Origin of the sequence: Nitrosospira multiformis ATCC 25196, from assembly GCF_000196355.1 — a bacterium.
In the GTDB taxonomy this organism is placed as follows: Bacteria; Pseudomonadota; Gammaproteobacteria; order Burkholderiales; family Nitrosomonadaceae; genus Nitrosospira; species Nitrosospira multiformis.
On record NC_007614.1, the window covers coordinates 2306642 to 2324145 of the forward strand.

The 17504-nt window shown below is 52.5% G+C and carries 16 protein-coding genes and 2 pseudogenes; 7 read left to right on the top strand and 11 right to left on the bottom strand.

Annotation, left to right across the window (positions count from 1 at the left end; translation table 11 throughout):
- The first annotated feature begins 358 nt into the window (after positions 1-358).
- Positions 359-523, top strand: coding sequence for a carboxymuconolactone decarboxylase family protein (locus tag NMUL_RS16620; RefSeq protein ID WP_419185221.1), 165 nt, complete (start codon positions 359-361; stop codon positions 521-523).
- A 127-nt stretch (positions 524-650) separates the two neighbouring features.
- Here the strand turns inward: NMUL_RS16620 and NMUL_RS10510 are convergent, their stop codons facing one another.
- The 6 genes and pseudogenes from NMUL_RS10510 to NMUL_RS10540 all read right to left on the bottom strand — a co-directional run bounded on the left by NMUL_RS10510 (position 651) and on the right by NMUL_RS10540 (position 8173).
- Positions 651-2018, bottom strand: coding sequence for a sugar-transfer associated ATP-grasp domain-containing protein (locus NMUL_RS10510; RefSeq protein WP_049783110.1), 1368 nt, complete (start codon positions 2016-2018; stop codon positions 651-653).
- A gap of 372 nt (positions 2019-2390) precedes the next feature.
- Positions 2391-3494 (bottom strand): annotated as a pseudogene (locus NMUL_RS10515) (IS3 family transposase).
- Between the two features lie 627 nt (positions 3495-4121).
- Positions 4122-5111, bottom strand: coding sequence for a tyrosine-type recombinase/integrase (locus tag NMUL_RS10525; protein ID WP_011381327.1), 990 nt, complete (start codon positions 5109-5111; stop codon positions 4122-4124).
- Positions 5112-5400: 289 nt separating this feature from the next.
- Positions 5401-5688 carry a ribbon-helix-helix domain-containing protein gene (locus NMUL_RS10530; protein ID WP_011381328.1) on the bottom strand — a complete coding sequence of 96 codons (288 nt, stop codon included), beginning with the start codon at positions 5686-5688 and terminating at the stop codon, positions 5401-5403.
- A gap of 249 nt (positions 5689-5937) precedes the next feature.
- Entirely contained in the window at positions 5938-6291 is a 354-nt protein-coding gene (locus NMUL_RS10535) for a bleomycin resistance protein (RefSeq protein WP_041352554.1), read from the bottom strand.
- Positions 6292-6556: 265 nt separating this feature from the next.
- Positions 6557-8173, bottom strand: a complete 1617-nt coding sequence (locus NMUL_RS10540) for a hybrid sensor histidine kinase/response regulator (protein ID WP_011381330.1) — start codon at positions 8171-8173, stop codon at positions 6557-6559.
- A 398-nt stretch (positions 8174-8571) separates the two neighbouring features.
- Between NMUL_RS10540 and NMUL_RS10545 the strand changes: the two genes are divergently transcribed.
- The 4 genes and pseudogenes from NMUL_RS10545 to NMUL_RS16515 all read left to right on the top strand — a co-directional run bounded on the left by NMUL_RS10545 (position 8572) and on the right by NMUL_RS16515 (position 11095).
- On the top strand, positions 8572-9051 hold the full coding sequence (locus tag NMUL_RS10545) for an RHS repeat protein (protein ID WP_011381331.1): 480 nt from the start codon (positions 8572-8574) through the stop codon (positions 9049-9051).
- A 40-nt stretch (positions 9052-9091) separates the two neighbouring features.
- Positions 9092-9394, top strand: a complete 303-nt coding sequence (locus NMUL_RS10550; RefSeq protein ID WP_011381332.1) for a hypothetical protein — start codon at positions 9092-9094, stop codon at positions 9392-9394.
- Between the two features lie 49 nt (positions 9395-9443).
- Positions 9444-10186: pseudogene (locus tag NMUL_RS15425) on the top strand (IS5 family transposase).
- Positions 10187-10312: 126 nt separating this feature from the next.
- Positions 10313-11095, top strand: a complete 783-nt coding sequence (locus tag NMUL_RS16515; RefSeq protein WP_011381334.1) for an HAF repeat-containing PEP-CTERM protein — start codon at positions 10313-10315, stop codon at positions 11093-11095.
- Positions 11096-11488: 393 nt separating this feature from the next.
- Here NMUL_RS16515 and NMUL_RS10570 read toward each other — a convergent pair.
- Together NMUL_RS10570 and NMUL_RS10580 are read right to left on the bottom strand one after the other, a co-directional pair.
- Positions 11489-12570 (bottom strand): IS3 family transposase gene (locus NMUL_RS10570; RefSeq protein ID WP_104009798.1). Its coding sequence is split into 2 segments (ribosomal slippage): positions 11489-12318 and positions 12318-12570, totalling 1083 coding nucleotides; the frame shifts between segments, so codons are not numbered across the junction.
- Positions 12571-12833: 263 nt separating this feature from the next.
- Complete coding sequence (locus tag NMUL_RS10580) at positions 12834-13070, bottom strand: recombinase family protein (RefSeq protein WP_011381335.1); 237 nt, start codon at positions 13068-13070, stop codon at positions 12834-12836.
- A gap of 3 nt (positions 13071-13073) precedes the next feature.
- On the opposite strand from NMUL_RS10580, the gene NMUL_RS16665 reads away from it, so the two are divergent.
- Positions 13074-13238: a hypothetical protein gene (locus tag NMUL_RS16665; RefSeq protein ID WP_167535582.1), complete on the top strand. Its 165-nt coding sequence runs from the start codon at positions 13074-13076 to the stop codon at positions 13236-13238.
- A 179-nt stretch (positions 13239-13417) separates the two neighbouring features.
- Here NMUL_RS16665 and NMUL_RS10585 read toward each other — a convergent pair.
- Positions 13418-14670 (bottom strand): IS3-like element ISNmu3 family transposase gene (locus NMUL_RS10585; RefSeq protein ID WP_148235541.1). Its coding sequence is split into 2 segments (ribosomal slippage): positions 13418-14316 and positions 14316-14670, totalling 1254 coding nucleotides; the frame shifts between segments, so codons are not numbered across the junction.
- A gap of 372 nt (positions 14671-15042) precedes the next feature.
- On the opposite strand from NMUL_RS10585, the gene NMUL_RS10595 reads away from it, so the two are divergent.
- Positions 15043-15741, top strand: coding sequence for a PEP-CTERM sorting domain-containing protein (locus NMUL_RS10595; RefSeq protein ID WP_011381338.1), 699 nt, complete (start codon positions 15043-15045; stop codon positions 15739-15741).
- A gap of 170 nt (positions 15742-15911) precedes the next feature.
- Here the strand turns inward: NMUL_RS10595 and NMUL_RS15430 are convergent.
- Positions 15912-16669 (bottom strand): IS5 family transposase gene (locus tag NMUL_RS15430; protein ID WP_148235532.1). Its coding sequence is split into 2 segments (ribosomal slippage): positions 15912-16336 and positions 16336-16669, totalling 759 coding nucleotides; the frame shifts between segments, so codons are not numbered across the junction.
- Between the two features lie 36 nt (positions 16670-16705).
- A complete protein-coding gene (locus NMUL_RS10610; RefSeq protein WP_041353182.1) occupies positions 16706-17374 on the bottom strand; it encodes a hypothetical protein in 669 nt (222 codons plus the stop codon).
- Positions 17375-17504: the final 130 nt, after the last annotated feature.

The following is a 17504-nucleotide window of genomic DNA, read 5'->3' on the forward strand; positions in this document are numbered from 1 at the left end:
CTCCGCATTGTAAAAAACCTCCAAACTCTTCCTGCCGCGCTTTTAAGGAGGCCATGGTACTCTGCTGCACCAAATCTGGTGTCGGAGCTCAGGGTGGAGGCCAAACGGATGCTCGCTCCGCATCCGGAAGATTCGTTTCCGTGTGCATCATGGGTATGTGGTACCGATCAAAATACTGCCGTGCAATGACGTAGAAGCCAAAGATTCCCCGCCTGCCCTCAAGCGACCATCCTGGGAGACGGGCCGCCTATTCCATTTACTTGCCTCTGGAAGCTCATGACTAACAAGTCTTATTCTGATATCACTTCCGAAATCAATCGTGGCATTTTAAATGCTGCGGCAAAGCGTCCCGGACGCAATGGCAGGGTTCAACGCGATGGCACAGAGCGCCCTCAAACCGGGTGCCTTGTCCGAGGTGCATAAGGAACTGATAGCCCTTGCGATTGGCGTGGCGGGGCACTGTGACGGTGATCTGCTTGGGTTTCCAGGACCATTCCGAGAGTTAGTTTTCGGCGCTGGTTAAACCCGGGCAAGGCTTGAAAGCCCCGCCCGGTGTGCAAATTCGGCTGGCGACAGGTCATTGAGAGTCGAGTAAGGCCGGTACGATGTGAGAACTGCAATCGTGACGTTTTAGCTGCAGGTCGGATCTGTCACGGTTTTTCCGTTTGCGTTCCCAGCGAACTATCGGCGCTCTTTCGGGCGCCCGCTGCAGGTGCATGCTGCGCCTCGACGGTACGCATCAGATTGAATGCCAGAAGTTTTCCCAGGCGCTGATTGCCCAGGGGCACGCCTTCCACCCGCTGGATAATGTCCAGATCGGGCGCCTTGTTGGCTTCCATGATGCATGGACCACTGTCGAGCAGAGCAACATCCCATCCAATGACAACCTGGTCAGAAAACGCGGCGCCATGCGCATATTGCACCAGCTCGACCAACTCAAACCAGCACGGCAGCTTGCGACCTTGGATCTGCGCCCCGGTTTCGGAATGTTGTTCATACCATCCGTCGCCCGTGGCTCCCCAAGCCCCGCGCGTACCCCTTCCGAGCGTACCGGTGGAAATGTCGACATTGGCTGCAATACCCCCAGCGTGAAAGTTATCGACGACGACCAGCTTGTTTCGCGCCATGCGAAAAGCCGCATTGGTCACTTCGAACTCCCCCTTTTCGTTACGGCATGTCATCACGCGAACGGTGGAAAGTGTTCCATTGGCCAGATCGGCAATCTCACAGTGACTCACAAGCCGCGGCTGCACCAGGAAAGCCGCGTGCCGCGATGCGTGCCGCAGCCGCTCCAACACTTGACTTCCAGTAGCAACTTCGCCGTCATTGCGGCGGAATTGCCCGGAACCGAGATAATCCCAGCGCGTGGCCTTTTTCCCGCCCTGTCCGTGAACGGGTTTTATGAAGAGATCGCGCTCGGGTAATTCGGGCAGTGCCGGTAGTTCCGGCAAACCCCAATCCACCGCCGTAATCTTTTCCTGCGCCACATTAAAAAAAACGGGAGCAGTTGTGATCCCATGCGCACGACAGCGAGCCCGGAAGCGTCCCTTATCCTTTATGGAGCCGGTGCTGCGTTCCGCGGGAATAGGGAGACCACCGTTGTTATCGCGCAGGAAGCGATAGAGTCCCCCTTTCGTCTCAAGCCGGTTCAGATACTCCCCTGCATGCAGTTTCTTGTCATCGTCATGCAGTTCGAAGATGTAATACCATGGGGGTAGAATCGCAAAGCGTATCGCAAGCTCAATCTGCTCCTGGATCTGGCGGATTAAACCTTTCCCCGTCCGCTTCTTGATAGCGCGACCATTGATCGCTGTGAAAACCGCTACCAGAACAGCAAGTATGAACGGTACGAACGGCAACGCGACGCGCATGATGATCCGATCGCCAAGGGCCTCCTTGCTCCAGACCTCGCGCTGAATGCAGCGGTGGATATACATAGCCGGCGAACCGTCCTCCGGCAGCCGGGCGAAGATCCACGCTGCCCCGCTCAAATCCCGGGTTATTCTATCAATAATCAAAGTCGTCGGCGATTTTCACCGCCCTCCATAATGCGTTGCGGTAATCGACTGCCCTGCTCAGGTGCCAGAGCAAAAGTAGAACTTGAAGCTCATGCAGTCAGCTCAGCATGAAAATCTGCCGCATAGAGCAACACTGAATCCAAGCGTTGCGATCAGACAAGGCAAGCAAGGATATCATTGTCTCGCTGCCACTGGTTTCCTTGATTAACAATTGCAGCGGAGATAGCCACCCGGGTATCGTTAGTGATGTCATGAACTGACAGATCAATGCATCGTTCTGTTCAAGTTGCTTGTAAGAAATATATCTTGAGCTTGGCATTCTGATCTGCTTGGGTTTCCAGGACCATTCCGAGAGTTAGTTTTCGGCGCTGGTTAAACCCGGGCAAGGCTTGAAAGCCCCGCCCGGTGTGCAAATTCGGCTGGCGACAGGTCATTGAGAGTCGAGTGAGGCCGACTCTCGTTGTAGTCCCGCCCCCAGTCCTCGATGATCGCTTTGGCCTCTTCCAGCGTTTCAAACCAGTGCAAGTTAAGACACTCGTCCCGGAATGATCCGTTAAACGTCTCGATGTGGCAATTGTCCGTCGGCTTTCCTGGCCGGCTGAAGTCGATCCGTGCCTGGGGATGGTAGGCCCAGAGATCGAGCAACTGCCCCGAGAATTCGCTGCCATTATCGACAAAAAGATATTGAGGAGGACCCCGCCGCGGCCAGTCGATTTAACGTAGCGACCACATGGTCGCTTCGCAAGCGCTGGCCCACTTCGATTGCCAATGCTTCCTTGCTGAAGACATCCTTAATCGTCAGCGTACGAAATCTCATGCCATTGGCCAGTTGGTCCGCCACAAAGTCCATGCTCCATGCTTCATTGGGTTTGACCGGCTTGATCTTTGCCTGGCGTCTCACGACCATCTTGCGCCGCCTGGGCAGCTTTGAGCGAAGCTGCAGCTGCTCTTCGCTATAAAGCCGATACATCTGGTTTTTACCCAGCTGCCAGCCTTCACGCTTGAGAAGCACGTGGATGCGCCGGTAACCATAACGCACTCGTGTCTTTGCAATCTCCCGCATACGCCCTCGCAACGCCTGCTTCGGATCCTTGATGCTCCGATAGTACTGGACGCTGCGCGATTGCTTCATCAACCTGCAGGCCCGCCGCATGTTCAGGTCATGGTGGCTCACGATGTAGTCCACCACTTCGCGTTTCAGCGCGGGCCGGGCCACTTTTTTGATGCAACGTCCTGCAGGATCGCCCGGTCCAGGCTCAACTCGGCAACCAGCTTCTTGAGCCGCCCGTTCTCTTCCTGCAGTTGCTTGAGCTCCCGCACCTGATCCGACTGCATCCCCGCGTACTGCTTCTTCCAGCGGTAGAACGTCTGTTCCGAGATTCCCACCTGCCGGATCAGATCCGCCACCGGCATCCCAAGCTCCGCCTGCTTTAATACCGCTACGATCTGTTCTATTGAAAACCGCTTCTTCTTCATGGCAAACACCCCTCCTTTCAAGGTCAAGTTTGCCGAAAAACTCACTTTCTGTCTGGTCCTGAATTCCTAAAGCAGATCACCCTGATACTGCTAACGCAATTCTATATAGAACAATAAAACCCTTTCCTATAACGATTACATCAAAGGATGGAACTTCAAAGCAAACGTTATATGTGGGTATTCCCGACAGGACAGGAGAAAGGGGAGGGGTTGAAGAGTTCTGGATTGATAGAGGATATTTTGTAGACAGAAAAGTTAATCTAACTTTCATAAATGGAGTTTTGACTCAAGATGAGACTACGTACCCGAGCGAAATATTAGGTTTCCTATCCTTACCTCTTGAACTTCTTAATGGGATATCATTATAACTGGAAGGTTTGATCAACGAACAGCAGAACTCCAAAAGCAGAAAGCCTACCTTGATGCGCTAAAACAACGTAACGAAGTACTACATGCTCCCGCAGATGCAGGAAAGGCGCCATAATATAATGTATGAATACGACGACTTCGTGACAGTTTTGAAAAATTCAGACTGTTTTCAAGAAGTCATTCGTGAATTACAAGCGCAAAGAGATATTTCCAAGGTGGTTGGTTTTACGTGAGAACCACTTGGGTATACGGGCGTTTCTAATAACTAACCTTAAACGTGGGGCTATCCTCGGGCCGGGTCTTGCGATGATCATAGATCCGGGTCGTGGCGATATTCGCATGCCCGAGCCACTCCTGCACCTTGGCGATGTCTGCCCCGTTGTCCAGTGCATTGGTTGCGGCCGTGGCGCGCATGACATGTGGCCCCATGTTTTCCCCAAAAATCCCCAATTTCCTTAAATACTTCAGTACCACCTCGAAATAGATGGAATCGGGCGTGAGGGCCGTCAGGGTATGACCGTGCACATTGTTTTTGACTGGCCTAAACAAGGGCGCATCGGGATCGTGTCCATGGCCCGCGGCCTCCAGATACTCTTCGATCAGGGTCAGTGTGCCGGGGTGGGTGGGAATGAAGCGCATCTTGCCGCCCTTGCCCTTGATGCGCAGATGCGGCACTCCGCGGCGCGACTGGTTGTAGTCTTTCACCTTGAGGCGGGCCAATTCTTCGCGGCGGATGCCGTGATAGAGCAGGGCGGAGAGAATCGCCCGGTCGCGCTTGCCCTTGAGTGTCTTGGCATTGGGAGCCTCGAGCAGGGCGCGCGCCTGGACGTCCCCCAATGCCGGCGTCTTGCCCTGCCAGGATTCTACCGGGGGGCGCTTCACGCCTTTGACCGGATTGTGCGTGACCGCATTGGCTTCGCATAGGTACTCGAACAGGGAGGAGAGGGCCGCCAGTTTCCTGCGGATGGTGGCACCGCCCAGCTGCTCTTCTTCCAGGCGCTTCCTCCAGGCGAGCACATGGCTGCGGGTAATGAGCCGAAAATCCTCCGGGCTGACGATGCCGGCAAAAGCCATGAAGCCGCGCAAATCGTTCTGGTACGCGCGTCGGGTCTGCAGGCTGTCGATGTTGGCGAACCATTCGATCTCGGGTGGAACTTCCGCAAGTTTGCGAAATTGGGCGGAGGTCAGGGCACTGCCGGCGGCAGGCGCAGCCGGGGCGGCGGGGGAAATCATCAGTTCTTCACTCATGCCAATTTATCCTGGGGGGAAGTACGGCTATATCTATGTTGATCATGTGGATAACCCTTTTTCAACACAAATAACCAATACCAGGCGACGATCATGGGGACGGAGGCGAATCCTCCCGCTCCCGGATCTTCTCCCTCCGCCTTCACCAACATATCTGTGGCAGTGACCGAGATACAGGGCGAGGGCTGGGAAAAACTCCAACCTGCATCTCCCCAAATTTTTTCCCATATATATATATGCACACCATTGTCATATAGCCGCCTATTTGGGTCAGACCGGTTACAGCTGGTCAACCGGCACGCTTGCGCGCCGCCAACAATTTTCTCGCGCGCTCGACGATCCGCTCACGATTGAACTCGCTCAATTGTCCAGCCGCAACCTCACTTAAAGCCTGCTCGATGTCCGTCTTGAGCGCGGCAAGTTCCTCCTGTCGAAGCTCGCGCCGAACCTTCCAGTCGCGCAGCGCCTCGCGAATCACTTCGCTCGCCGAGGCGTAGTCGCCATCAAGAACGGCGGTCTTGATCGTTTGGCTAAGTTCAGGGGTGAGCGTGATGGTCAGGCGCTCGAGTTCGGTCATTTAAGTGCCAATAACAAGTTCTTCATGATCATACTTTATCATACTCTGGGATTCAATCTAGAGCAAGATTTTACCCATGATAAAATATGTTATCATGGGTAAAATAATAAGAGAGGAGAGGCAATTTTCTTGGCAATCAGGAAACAATTAGCCAGCTCAAAAGTAAGAAGCCTCATGCGGCGATTGCTCAACGCGTCCGCACATTCTTTATTTGGTAGGTTTGCAATTTCCGCAAGGGTGCGATAGAGGCTAATGCGTTGCGAATCTTAAACGGTTACCGTCCGGGTCTGTTACCACCATTTCTCGAGTTCCCCATGGGGTGTCTTGGGGTGCCTCAATAGTGGTAATGCCTCGATTAGTAAATTCACTATAGCAGTTGTCAACATCCGGAACTATGAAGTAGACCGCGCCACCAACTTGACAATCTCCAGTATGCTCCGTCAGAAAAATAACCTGATCTTTCCTGGTCAATTGTATAAAGAGAGGAAAGCTTGGCTCGAACTGATGCTTCCAATCAACGCTGAAGCCCAAGCCTTCGACATAAAACGGCAGGCTAACAGTGGCGCTGATTATCCGCAGTTGCGGTATAACTGTTTGGTTCAATATAAATTCCTTTGTTATTCCTGATACACACTTGAACACGCTATTGCTTCTCACTCTCTTATGTCGCGTCAGAGATTCATAATTAAGATAAATTCTCTATGGCTCGCGAGATGCTCGTTAATCCGTCATTCGGAGCATTTTGGCTATTTCTGAAATACGATAAGGCTTCCTTATAAATCTAAAGTTTTCTATGGGAGGATTTTCAGCTCTTGATGCAGGAAAGGTACAACCCGAAGCCAAGATTACTTTGATATCGGGAAGAAGGTTACGTGGTGATCTCCAGAAGATCCGCCTGATCATCCACCACCAATGCCTTCTCATTTCCGCTTGCCAGGCCCCCGGAACCTTCATTCGTATCCCCTTCCAGCGCTGGCACGAATAGGGAAATAGCAGTGCCTTTGCCCACCGCCGTTTCAATTACCATATCCCCGCCGAATTGCTTGATCGTCCCGTACACCTGACTCAGCCCCAGCCCTGACCCTTTGCCAACCTCCTTAGTGGTAAAGAACGGCTCCACGGCTTGGGCCGCTACTTCCGGCAGCATCCCTGTACCGGTATCTTTCACAGTAACTTTCACATAGCGTCCTGCTGGCAGCTCATTGATTTCCTTTTCATCCAGTTCGAGCTGTTCAGTACTCAACGTAATAGCGCCCCCATCGGGCGTAGCGTCACGCGCATTGATAACCAGGTTTAATAATGCCGCCTCGAAGTGCGGCGCATCGATGATTACCGGTGGTAAAAGCGGATCAAGTTTCACATCAAACTCAACAGAACCTTTATTGGCTCTGCGAAGTACCGGTTCAAAAGAACGTATGACGTGATTCAAATTGTACTTATCTTGCTTTAAGGGTTGCTTGCGAGCAAACGTCAACAATTGTTGCGTTAACATCGTCCCCTGAGCGGCTGCGCGCTGCATGCTTTCGAGCATCCGGGTGGAAGTTGGCGTCTGTGCTTGCTTTGCAATGATTTCAATCCCGTTGACAATGACGTTAAGCAGGTTATTGAAGTCGTGAGCAATCCCGCCCGTCAATTTGCCGATCGCTTCCAGCTTCTGGGACTGGAACAAGGCTTCTTTGGCACGCTCCAGCGCCTGCTCGGCCTCTCGCTTTCCCGTGATATCGCGCGTGATTTTTGCAAAACCAATCAATTCGCCAAGAGCGTTTCTAATTGGGTCTATCACTACATTTGCCCAAAACCTGGAGCCGTCTTTCCGTACCCGCCAGCCTTCGCCTTCAAAGCGACCATCCGCTTCCGCAGTCTGTAATGCCACCAATGGCAAGTCCTTGGCCTTGTCTTCCTGTATATAAAAGCGGGAGAAATGAGTGCCAACGGCTTCAGTTTGATCGAAGCCAGTAATCCGACGTGCCCCTGGATTCCAATTGGTAATGGTGCCATCTACCGACAGCATGTAGAGCGCGTAGTCCGTCACGCCCTCGACCAGTAACCGGAATTGCTCCTCACTGGCGTGCAGAGCCTCGGTTGCCTTCTTGCGCGCGGTAATATCACGGGTGATTTTAGCGAAACCAATCAGCATGCCCTCGGGATCCCGAATTGGATCAATGACGATGCTGGCCCAGAACCGATTGCCATCCTTGCGCACGCGCCAGCCTTCATCTTCGAATCTTCCCTCTTTGGCTGCCGTTTGCAAGGCCTTGAATGGAATATTGGCCGCCCTGTCTTCCTCTGTATAAAACCGGGAGAAGTGCTGACCTATGATTTCTTCAGCCGTATAGCCTTTAAACCTCTGCGCACCAGCATTCCAACTGCAGACGCGGCCTTCAGGGTTGAGCATGTAAAGCGCGTAGTCAGTTACGCTGGCAACGAATAGCTGAAAGCGTTCTGATTCAGCATATGACTCGATAGAAAGGGAGGACAGTGTCATTTTTACCTTCATATAAAGCAAGCTAATGATTATTTGCCTAAGGAAAGCTTACTCATCATGCGTGTTTCCGAAATGGAGGGTACCTGGGAACCTCAGTTCTCGGATATATACTGATGAGGTGTTATATTTTAATCAGGACCTCCTCAGGAGGGAAAATAAATGGATAAGAGCTATCAAGTCGAACAAGGCAGCGATTATCAACCCAGCGAGTATTGGACCTTGCTTTAGAGGCACAGGAATCGAGGGCACCAATTGCTACGGGTATCCCCTCCCAGAAAAGCATTTTTTAACACCTTATTTTCTCCTTTCTTCTTTTTAATTGAGATTTATGCCAAATGGCAAGCTAGAGAAGCAAGAAATACGCCAGTGTTCTTTTTCCATAAGGTTTAGAGGTTTATGTGAGAAAGGCTAGAAGGGAAGTAAAAATCTTTCCTGTCAAATCCTGGACACTCGGCAACGGGCAGAACATCGTCCGCAACTTCGACCTCGATGGGCGCATCACAAGCCATAGCCTTGGATCGCTTGCCTACGATGCGGCTTCGCGCATCACCGGCATATCCCTGGGCGGCGTCAGTATCGTAGGCAGCAGCAAGACTTACGGCTATGATGCCACGGATCGGCTGATTTCCTTCAGCGACGGAACGTCGGCTGAGACCTATGCTTATGACGCAGCTGGCAATCGCACTGGCCAGACCATCAACGGCATGGCCTACACCTACTCCGTGAGTTATGCCAGCAACCGTCTGGACGCGATGGCCGGACCGGGCAGTTCCCTGCACTACAGCTATGACGCCAACGGCAGCCTGGTCAATGACGGCCAGAGGAGTGAGTCACTTACCTTGACAATCCGTATTCATCATGATCTAGTTTTCAAATGAAGGAGCCCGCGACAATTATTCAAAGAAGGAGTGACTCGTCATGAAAACAGCCTTTAGTTCTAAAGTAATGCGAAGCTTGATCCTTGCCGCCTCCCTGTGCGGGAGTGTCGGCTTCCTTTCCCCTGCCTTCGGCCAGTCTTTCGATACCTCATACCTTATCGACCTGAACACGAAAGAATGGACCAGATTGGGAACTTTGGGGAGTTACGGTTCCATTTATTTCGGTTCCACTTCCGCATACGCCATCAATGATTCCGGACGGGTGGTCGGTACGGCTAGCACAATTCCTCCTTCTGATCCTAATGATCAATTATTTTATATTCCTAGGGCCTGTTCACAGTAGTTGATTTGTGTTTACATCCGGAATTTGGATGTGGGTCATGGATCGGGACATGTTGAGCGATGCGCAGTGGGCTCGTATTTCGGGACTATTGCCGGGCAAGCCAACCGACAAGGGAGGGCGAGCGGCGGATAACCGGTTGTTCGTTGAGGCGGTGCTATACACGGCGCGGGTTGGAAACCCCTGGCGCGACCTGCCGCCGAAGTTTGGGAACTGGCATTCGGTGTATGTGCGCTTCGCGCGCTGGGAAGCCAACGGCGTGTGGTCGCGTGTTGCCGAAGCGCTCCAGGGCGAGGCCGATCTGGAAGAGCTATTCATCGACTCAACCGTCGTGCGTGCGCACCAGCACTCGGCTGGCGCGTCAAAAAAAACGGTAGCGATCAGGCGATCGGCCGCTCGCGTGGTGGGCTGACTACCAAGATCCATGCATGCGTGGATGCCTTGGGCAATCCATTGCGCCTGATCCTCACCGGTGGCCAAGTAGCCGACATTACACAAGGGCCCGCACTGATCAATTCCATCAAGACTGATGCAGTTGTCGCCGACAAGGGATACGACAGCCACGTGTTCGTCGCAGTGATCACCGAGACGGGGGCTGAGGCCGTCATCCCGTCTCGGAGCAACCGATGCGCCTCGCGCGAGTTCGATCGGGAGCGGTACAAAGCGCGTAACCTGGTGGAGCGATTCTTCAATCGGCTCAAACAATTTCGTCGCCTCGCGACCCGCTACGACAAACTCGCCAACCGCTTCAATGCTTTCTTGCATCTGGCTTGCGCCTACATCTGGCTACTGTGAACACGCTCTAGTTCTATTGGTTTTATTACTGGCCCAAATGGAGTCGGCATTACCGAGGTGGGTTTTAATCCCCGCGATCTCAACAATTCTGGACAGGTAGTGGGAGGTCTTCAGGTCCCTCAAGACGTGCCCCTTTTTTTCCACTCGTATATCACTGGACCGAATGGGGAGGGAAGGACTCCGATAAAGTCTTTAGCTAAAAATGAATCTGACTTCACTGTAGCTTACGGTATCAATGATGCCGGACAGGTAGCAGGGGGATCATGGACGGGCGAAGGCGGTTCGAATCATGCTTTCATAACTGGCCCAAATGGTGTGGGCACGATAGATCTAGATCTTTTCGGCGGAAATCACAGTAGGGCCATCGGCATTAATAATACTGCCCAGGTAGCGGTCGAGGCAGAGATGGCCGATTATTCGACGCGCGCTTTCATCACCGGTCCGAATGGCGTGGGCATGACTGACCTCGGCACTCTTGGTGGAGCCAGCAGCTTTGTTTCCGGAATCAATGACAGCGGGCAGGTAGTGGGACATTCTGAGACTGCCGCAGGTTCCAGGCATGCTTTTATCACCGGTCCGGATGGCCAGGACATGATCGACCTGGGTACGCTCGGCGGGAGCTTCAGCAGCGCGGCGGATATCAATGAGGCCGAACAGGTAGTGGGAAGTTCTGAAACCGCAGCAGGTTCCGAGCATGCTTTTATCACTGGTCCGCATGGAACCGGCATGATGGATTTGAACGCGCTGGTGCATCTGCCTGAAGGCGTTATCCTCACCACCGCAACCGGGATCAATAATGTCGGTCAGGTTATAGCGATCGGCACAGTCCCGGAACCCTCATCCTACGCCCTGATGCTCGCGGGCCTGGCTCTCGTCGGGATAGTGATTCGATGCAGGGAAGTTGTTTAAAGCAGCGGCACTTTAAGTAGCAATAGGTCTTGCGGAGAAGCTGGGTCACCCTGAAGGGGAGCGTCAGTTACTTTCAATACCAGGATCAATGGAAGACTCCCTACTCTCCCACATCAAGATGAGAACGGAGGAAAGCCCTATGATCCTCGAAGTAACGATTTTTGCCCCCCGAGCATAAGGATTAGTTCGAGGATCCATGTATAGTTAAGTTAATATGAGTTATGTAAATAATATAACTTAGCGTAAGCTACTTATATATGCTGGCGGTGGAGGATGCAATCCTAGTTCACTTGGGAATGCCCAGGTAAACGAGCAGCTTCTCGTTTTCAGCTTTGAGAGTTACCCTGACCTGCTATTGATTTTTGTAGCCAGTTTCGAAGTGGGTCTTCCGGTTCAAACATTCTGGATTTGCAACCTTTGCAAGCCTGCCTGGGCTGGAGTTCGGTTGGCGAGCGCAGAATGCGGGCGCTCGTTGTTATAAAACTGCCGCCATTTCTCGATCAATACTTTCGCTTCCTGCCGTGTGATGAACCATTCGCGGTTGAGGCATTCATCACGCAATTTACCGTTGAAGCTTTCCACGAATCCATTCTGCCAAGGGCTGCCAGGCTTGATAAAGGCTGGCCCCACGTTATTGTCTCGCAGCCATGTCATTACTGCGGTTGCAGTAAATTCAGCGCCATTGTCCGAGCGAATAAAGGCAGGCTTTCCATAGATACGCATCAGCCGTGACAGGGTCAGGATGACATCCTGGTTACGCAGCGATTTGCCGACTTCGATTGCAAGGCACTCACGCGTATGCTCATCCAGCACGCAAAGCAGCTTTAGCGTCTGCCCATTGGCCAGCCGGTCATGGACGAAATCATAAGTCCAGACACTGTTTGGTTTTGTTGCTCCAGGAAGGCGTATATCCGTCCCGCAGCGGCGTTTCCTGGGCCTGCGCCTGGGCAAGCTTAGTCCCAGCTTACCCCACAAGCGCCACACACGCCCCATACTCTGATCAGTCATGACAGCAATGCGCCGATACCCAAAACGGGGATAGCGGCTTGATGCTTCAATTATCCGTGTGGCAACAGCACGATCCTTAACGGGCTGCTTGACCTCATAACTGCCAATACGACGGCTTACCCCGACAATTCGACACGCTGATCGCTGCGATAACCCCTTGCCCGTCAAAATTCCAAGCGCTTCGCGTCTGGCTGCCGGGGTTACCATTTTTTTGTGGCAATCTCCTTCAAACCCTCGATAGCCAGCATCTGCTCAGCAACAATCTTCTTCAGCTTCGCATTCTCCGACTCCAGATCCTTTAACCGGCGCGCATCCGATACCGTCATACCTCCAAACTTCGTGCGCCACCGGAAAAATGTCTGCTCCGTAATGTTGTGCTTGCGGCATACATCTCGGATAACCACCCCATCCGCTTCACCTTCCCTCAGTATCCCAATAATCTGCTCTTCACTGAATCGCTTCTTCATTTTCGCCTCCATGTCAAAATTAACATGAAGACTCACTTAGAGGGTGGTCACAAAATTCTTAGCAGATCAACCCACCCCCTTCACCCCTCTTGCCTTACTCACTCGGCTGGGGCTTCGGGCGTGGATAACTCTCCAACCTAATCATCTCTTCCAACGGGCGAGAGTTCCATTGCGGCAAGCTCTCCCGCAGCAAATTCCAACCCTAAAATGGTCGTATGGAATCATACTTAGGGGTCGTCTCAGAAAACGGATCGCAAAGTACATTAAGGCTGTTCGGAAGCCGGAATCCAGCGATAAAGCGTTGGAATGGATACGCCGAGGTTCCTGGCCACATCCCGTGGCGGTACGCCATTAGTTAACAGTTTTTTTGCAGAAGCGATCTTGCTGTCGGTCATCTGGCGTTTTCGGCCGCCCTTGCGCCCTAGCTGGCGAGCGACTTCCAGGCCGGTATGCGTGCGCTCTATCGTCAGTTCCCGCTCCATCTCGGCGAGGCTGGCCATGACATGGAAGAAGAAACGGCCTTATGGGGTACCGGTATCGATAGCGTCGGTGAGGCTCTTGAACTGGACGCCTTGCTTATGGAGCTCGCCAATGTATCCGGTTTATGGCGGGGTAGAGACAGGATATGTCCAGGGCGAAAGCCTAAAATCCTGACCGTTTCCTTTTGACCGAGAGTGCGCCCGCCGCCTGCGCAAATGAATATTCTCACTTCACCATCCAATACGCCTGGTGTCAATGCTGAGTCGGATTGCGCCCTTCTACCCGGACTGATGAATAAGTGTCGCTATGGGGCATTACCCGGGTTCCCCTGCCCGAGATCCTTCCTCCAAAAGTGGAGTTGCCCCTATTAAACCGGACAGGATGCGGTTAGTAACTGGCTGCGGATGAATTGTCTTGGCGACTTCATCTTCAGCCCCTTGTGAGGATGGAATTCATTGTAATCCTCGAACCATTGGGCAAGCTGCGCCATTACGGTTTTTGCGTCGGGACGATCATGGACATAGACGTAATCCCGCTTGAAGGTTTTGACGAAGGCCTCGGCCATACCGTTGGATTCGGGACTTCTGACGGGAGTAAAACAGCTGATGAAGCCCATATCCTTTGCAAAAGCAGTTGTCTCGCTGGCGGTGTAACAGCTGCCATTGTCGCTGAGCCACTCCACCCTGTGTGGGAGCAGGTCAACGGTGCCGAAGCGCCGCTCAACGGATTCAGTCATCAGATCGCGCACCATTTCCCCAGTAATGCCGCCAGTGGTGGCAACATGGCTGATGACTTCACGATCACAGCAATCCAGGGCGAAGGCAACACGCACTACTTGCCCATTCCAGCAGGGAATCTCAAAACCATCCGAACACCAGCGCAAATTGGAACGCAAGGTAATGACCTTGCCTTCATGAGACAGCACGCGCTGTTTGCCCGTATATCGGGCCAGCAGCAGGCCATTCTGGCGCATGATGCGATAGACCCGCTTGTGATTGACAGCAGGCTTGCCCATTCTCTCCAGTTTGCGGTTAAGGAGAGCGCAAATCCTTCTGTATCCGTAGGTCGCGCGGCAATCCACAATTTCGCGGATCAAGGGCAACAGCCAGGCATCATCAGCCTTGTTGTAGCGGCAACGAAAAGACTTTTCCTGCGGCTTCATCCGTTCCACAAGACGGGAGCGCGCCACACCCATGGTGTCTGCAATGGCCTTCATGGCAAATCGTCCGGTGGCAGCAAGGGCATGCGCGAGATCAGTTTTTTTTCATGCGCAAGCTTCACCGCTTCCGTGAGAATCTCGTTCTCCAGGGTTTTCTTGCCCAGAACCCGCTCCAACTCCCGGATCCGCTTCTTCAACTCTTTCACCTCGGCCGCAGACACTACCGCATCACCACTACGCACTGCTTCTTGTCCGCCCTCAGCCATAAGCTTCCTCCAGCGAAATAACAAGCTCGGAGCAATACCATATTTTCGCGCCACATACGAGACACTCATGCCCGGCAAGCGGGATTCCTCAACAGCTTTTAATTTCTCACCCAGGGTCCAGCGCCTGCGGCGCTCAACCCCGGTTACTACTTCAATACGATCCAAACCTGAAGCACTATGCATAGCACCAGGCATATGCCTATCTCCTGTCATCAGTGCATCTGTGTCCGGTTCAATTGGGGGCTACTACAAAAAGTAAATTGCGACATCGTCCCATAGTAACAATCTTTGAATACTCCTGTTTCGGCTAGAAAATTACTCAGCCTCAAATTGCCCATCCACAACAGGAAGACTTCCATCCCGCCCCATCCTTTTCCCCATTATTTTGTAAAAAGCAGTCCTTCAGATCTTCGAGATGTCGAAGATCCTTACATAGAATGGAAGCAGCCCGTTTTTTCCCTCCTTAATCAATCTTTTAAATTTTGGCACGTTTCATGCTTGTATTGATACAACCACACTTCCTGTGTGGTTGACCATTCAAGAAAAATATCAATACAAGAGGGAAACATGAATAAACTTATCGCAGGAGCGCTCACGGGTGCTGCACTGATGACAACACCGTTGGGAGCTTCTGCACTCGTCATCGACATCAATACGTATCTCACCGGCAATCCCGCCGGCAACAATGTCACGGTTGCCACACTGACACTCACCCAGAACGGGAACAGCGTGGATTTCAAATTCGAGAATTTCGTGAGCAATCTCGGTGCAATCGGAGATGACGCGTTTATTTCCGGCCTGTTGTTCTCCTACGATGGCTCGCCTCAGCTTACGAGCAGCTCGTTTGGAAATTTCGGGGGCACGCAACTGGTAGCTGCCGCTGATTTCGGAATAAATCCCCCGGGAAAAGATGCAGGTTACGATTTTTACCTGGACCTGGACTATCCTACGAGCAACAAGAATCCAGCGCTCCGGTTTACCGATGGCGAATACAGTACATGGACGGTCAGCGCGGCAAACGGATCTGCTGTTCTGGTAAGTGATTTCACTACTCTGGTCACTGCTAATGGCAAACCTGCTTCGCTTGCAATGGTGCATATCCAGCAGGTAGGTGCCGGACCAGGGGGGTCGGGTTCTTTGAAATACGTTGGGAGCGAAGCCACTCCTCCGCAGGAGGATCCGGGAACAGTTCCGGAACCAGCGACACTTGCATTGCTGGGCTTGGGGCTGGCAGGCATGGGTCTGACACGCAGACGTAAAAAATAACCCTCCATTTCCTTTCCCAATAAAAACCCGCTTCAAGCGGGTTTTTATTTCCTTACTGAGGACGTTATCCACGACTGAACAACACTATTGTTAGTAATGATGCTTTAGTTATGCAGTTGGTACGTCTGCTTATGCCGGCGAGTCATAAAAATACCTAGGCTCAGGACTCATTAATTGAGATAGAAGATGACAGTTGCGGCGATACAGATGGCAGAGAAGAAGGTATGGGCACAGCGGTCGTAACGCATGGCGATCCTGCGCCAGTCCTTGAGCCGAGCGAACATGTTCTCGATCCTGTGCCTTTGCCTGTAGAGGGTCTTGTCGTATTTGATCTGGATTTTGCGATTCCTTTTTGTCGGTATGCAGGGCGTCATGCCTTTGGCACGCAACGCTGCCCGGAACCAGGCAGCGTCATAGCCGCGGTCTGCAATCAGGGTTTTGGCTTTGGGCAATGACGGCAGCAGCACACGTGCTCCCTTGTAATCGCTCATCTGCCCTTCGGACAGGAGCATGGCCACAGGCTTGCCCTGACCGTCGCAGACCACATGAAGCTTCGAGTTCAGGCCGCCCTTTGTGCGACCGATACGGCGGGGAACATCCCCTTTTTTAGCAGGCTGGCTGCCGTGCGGTGGGCCTTCAGATGCGTGGCGTCGATCATCAGCCTCTCGGGCGTTTCCTCTTTACCGGTCAGTTCCACAAAGATGCGGTTGAACACGCCCAGTCGGCTCCAGCGCACGAAACGGTTATACAGTGTCTTGTGCGGCCCGTATTCCCTGGGGGCATCCTTCCATTGCAGGCCATTCCGAATGACGTAGATGATCCCGCTGATCACCCGCAGATCATCAACACGGGGAACTCCGTGGGACAAGGGAAAATAAGGTTTTATACGGTTGAACTGTGTTTCCGACAGGTAAAACAAATCTCTCATGGCAGCACCTCCGCCATAAGTGAATCACATTTGATCCTATTCGTGAATCATGAAATTAATAGGTCCTGAACCTAACATGCCAACCATGACAAGCGCAAGAACTGTGGGCTCCGGAATTCTGTTATTCGGCAGCTCGGCAGGTGGCAGTTCAAAATAAGCCTGATGCGTGAGTCCCTGATTACCCACGTTCAGGTATCCCGATGCAACAAGATCAGAAGAGGAATTGCTCTTTAACCAATTCATGGTCCAGTTCGCACCCTGCATGCTGAGTTCGTAGGTTTTTCCGCTGAGCACAAAATCTTTCACGAAGAAAAACCCGTTGAACACGCCATTCTTGAATTGTATGGATGGCCCGCCCAACACACCGTCATCTCCAAAATGGAAACCTAATGGTTGACTTCCAAAGTCAATGTCGAAGATGGTGCTGTTTGAGGCGCCGGTAACTGCTGAGAGCGCAATGTTCACAGTACCGGTACCGCTCCCAGGGATGAGGCTTTGATCGAATAATACATTTCCGCTAACGCTGCCGGCAGCGCAACCGCTGCATGTATTGGTCCGCTGCAAGCCCAGGCTGTTAGCCAGCCCACCAGTGGTGAGAATCCCCCCGGAGAAATCGGCAGTCATATAAATAGGTGTTGCCTGAACAGCCGATATTGCAGAGAGCAATACTCCAGATGCAATTGCGTCGCGAAAAAATCTATTCACCTTACCCCCCATGGATAGTGAAAAAATAGAACCTGATGCCATCTTATCTACATCACACCAGATTCCTATTGGACTTAAGTACACCCTGTACTTTGGTACAGGAAAATGGGGAATGGAAAAACGGCCTTAT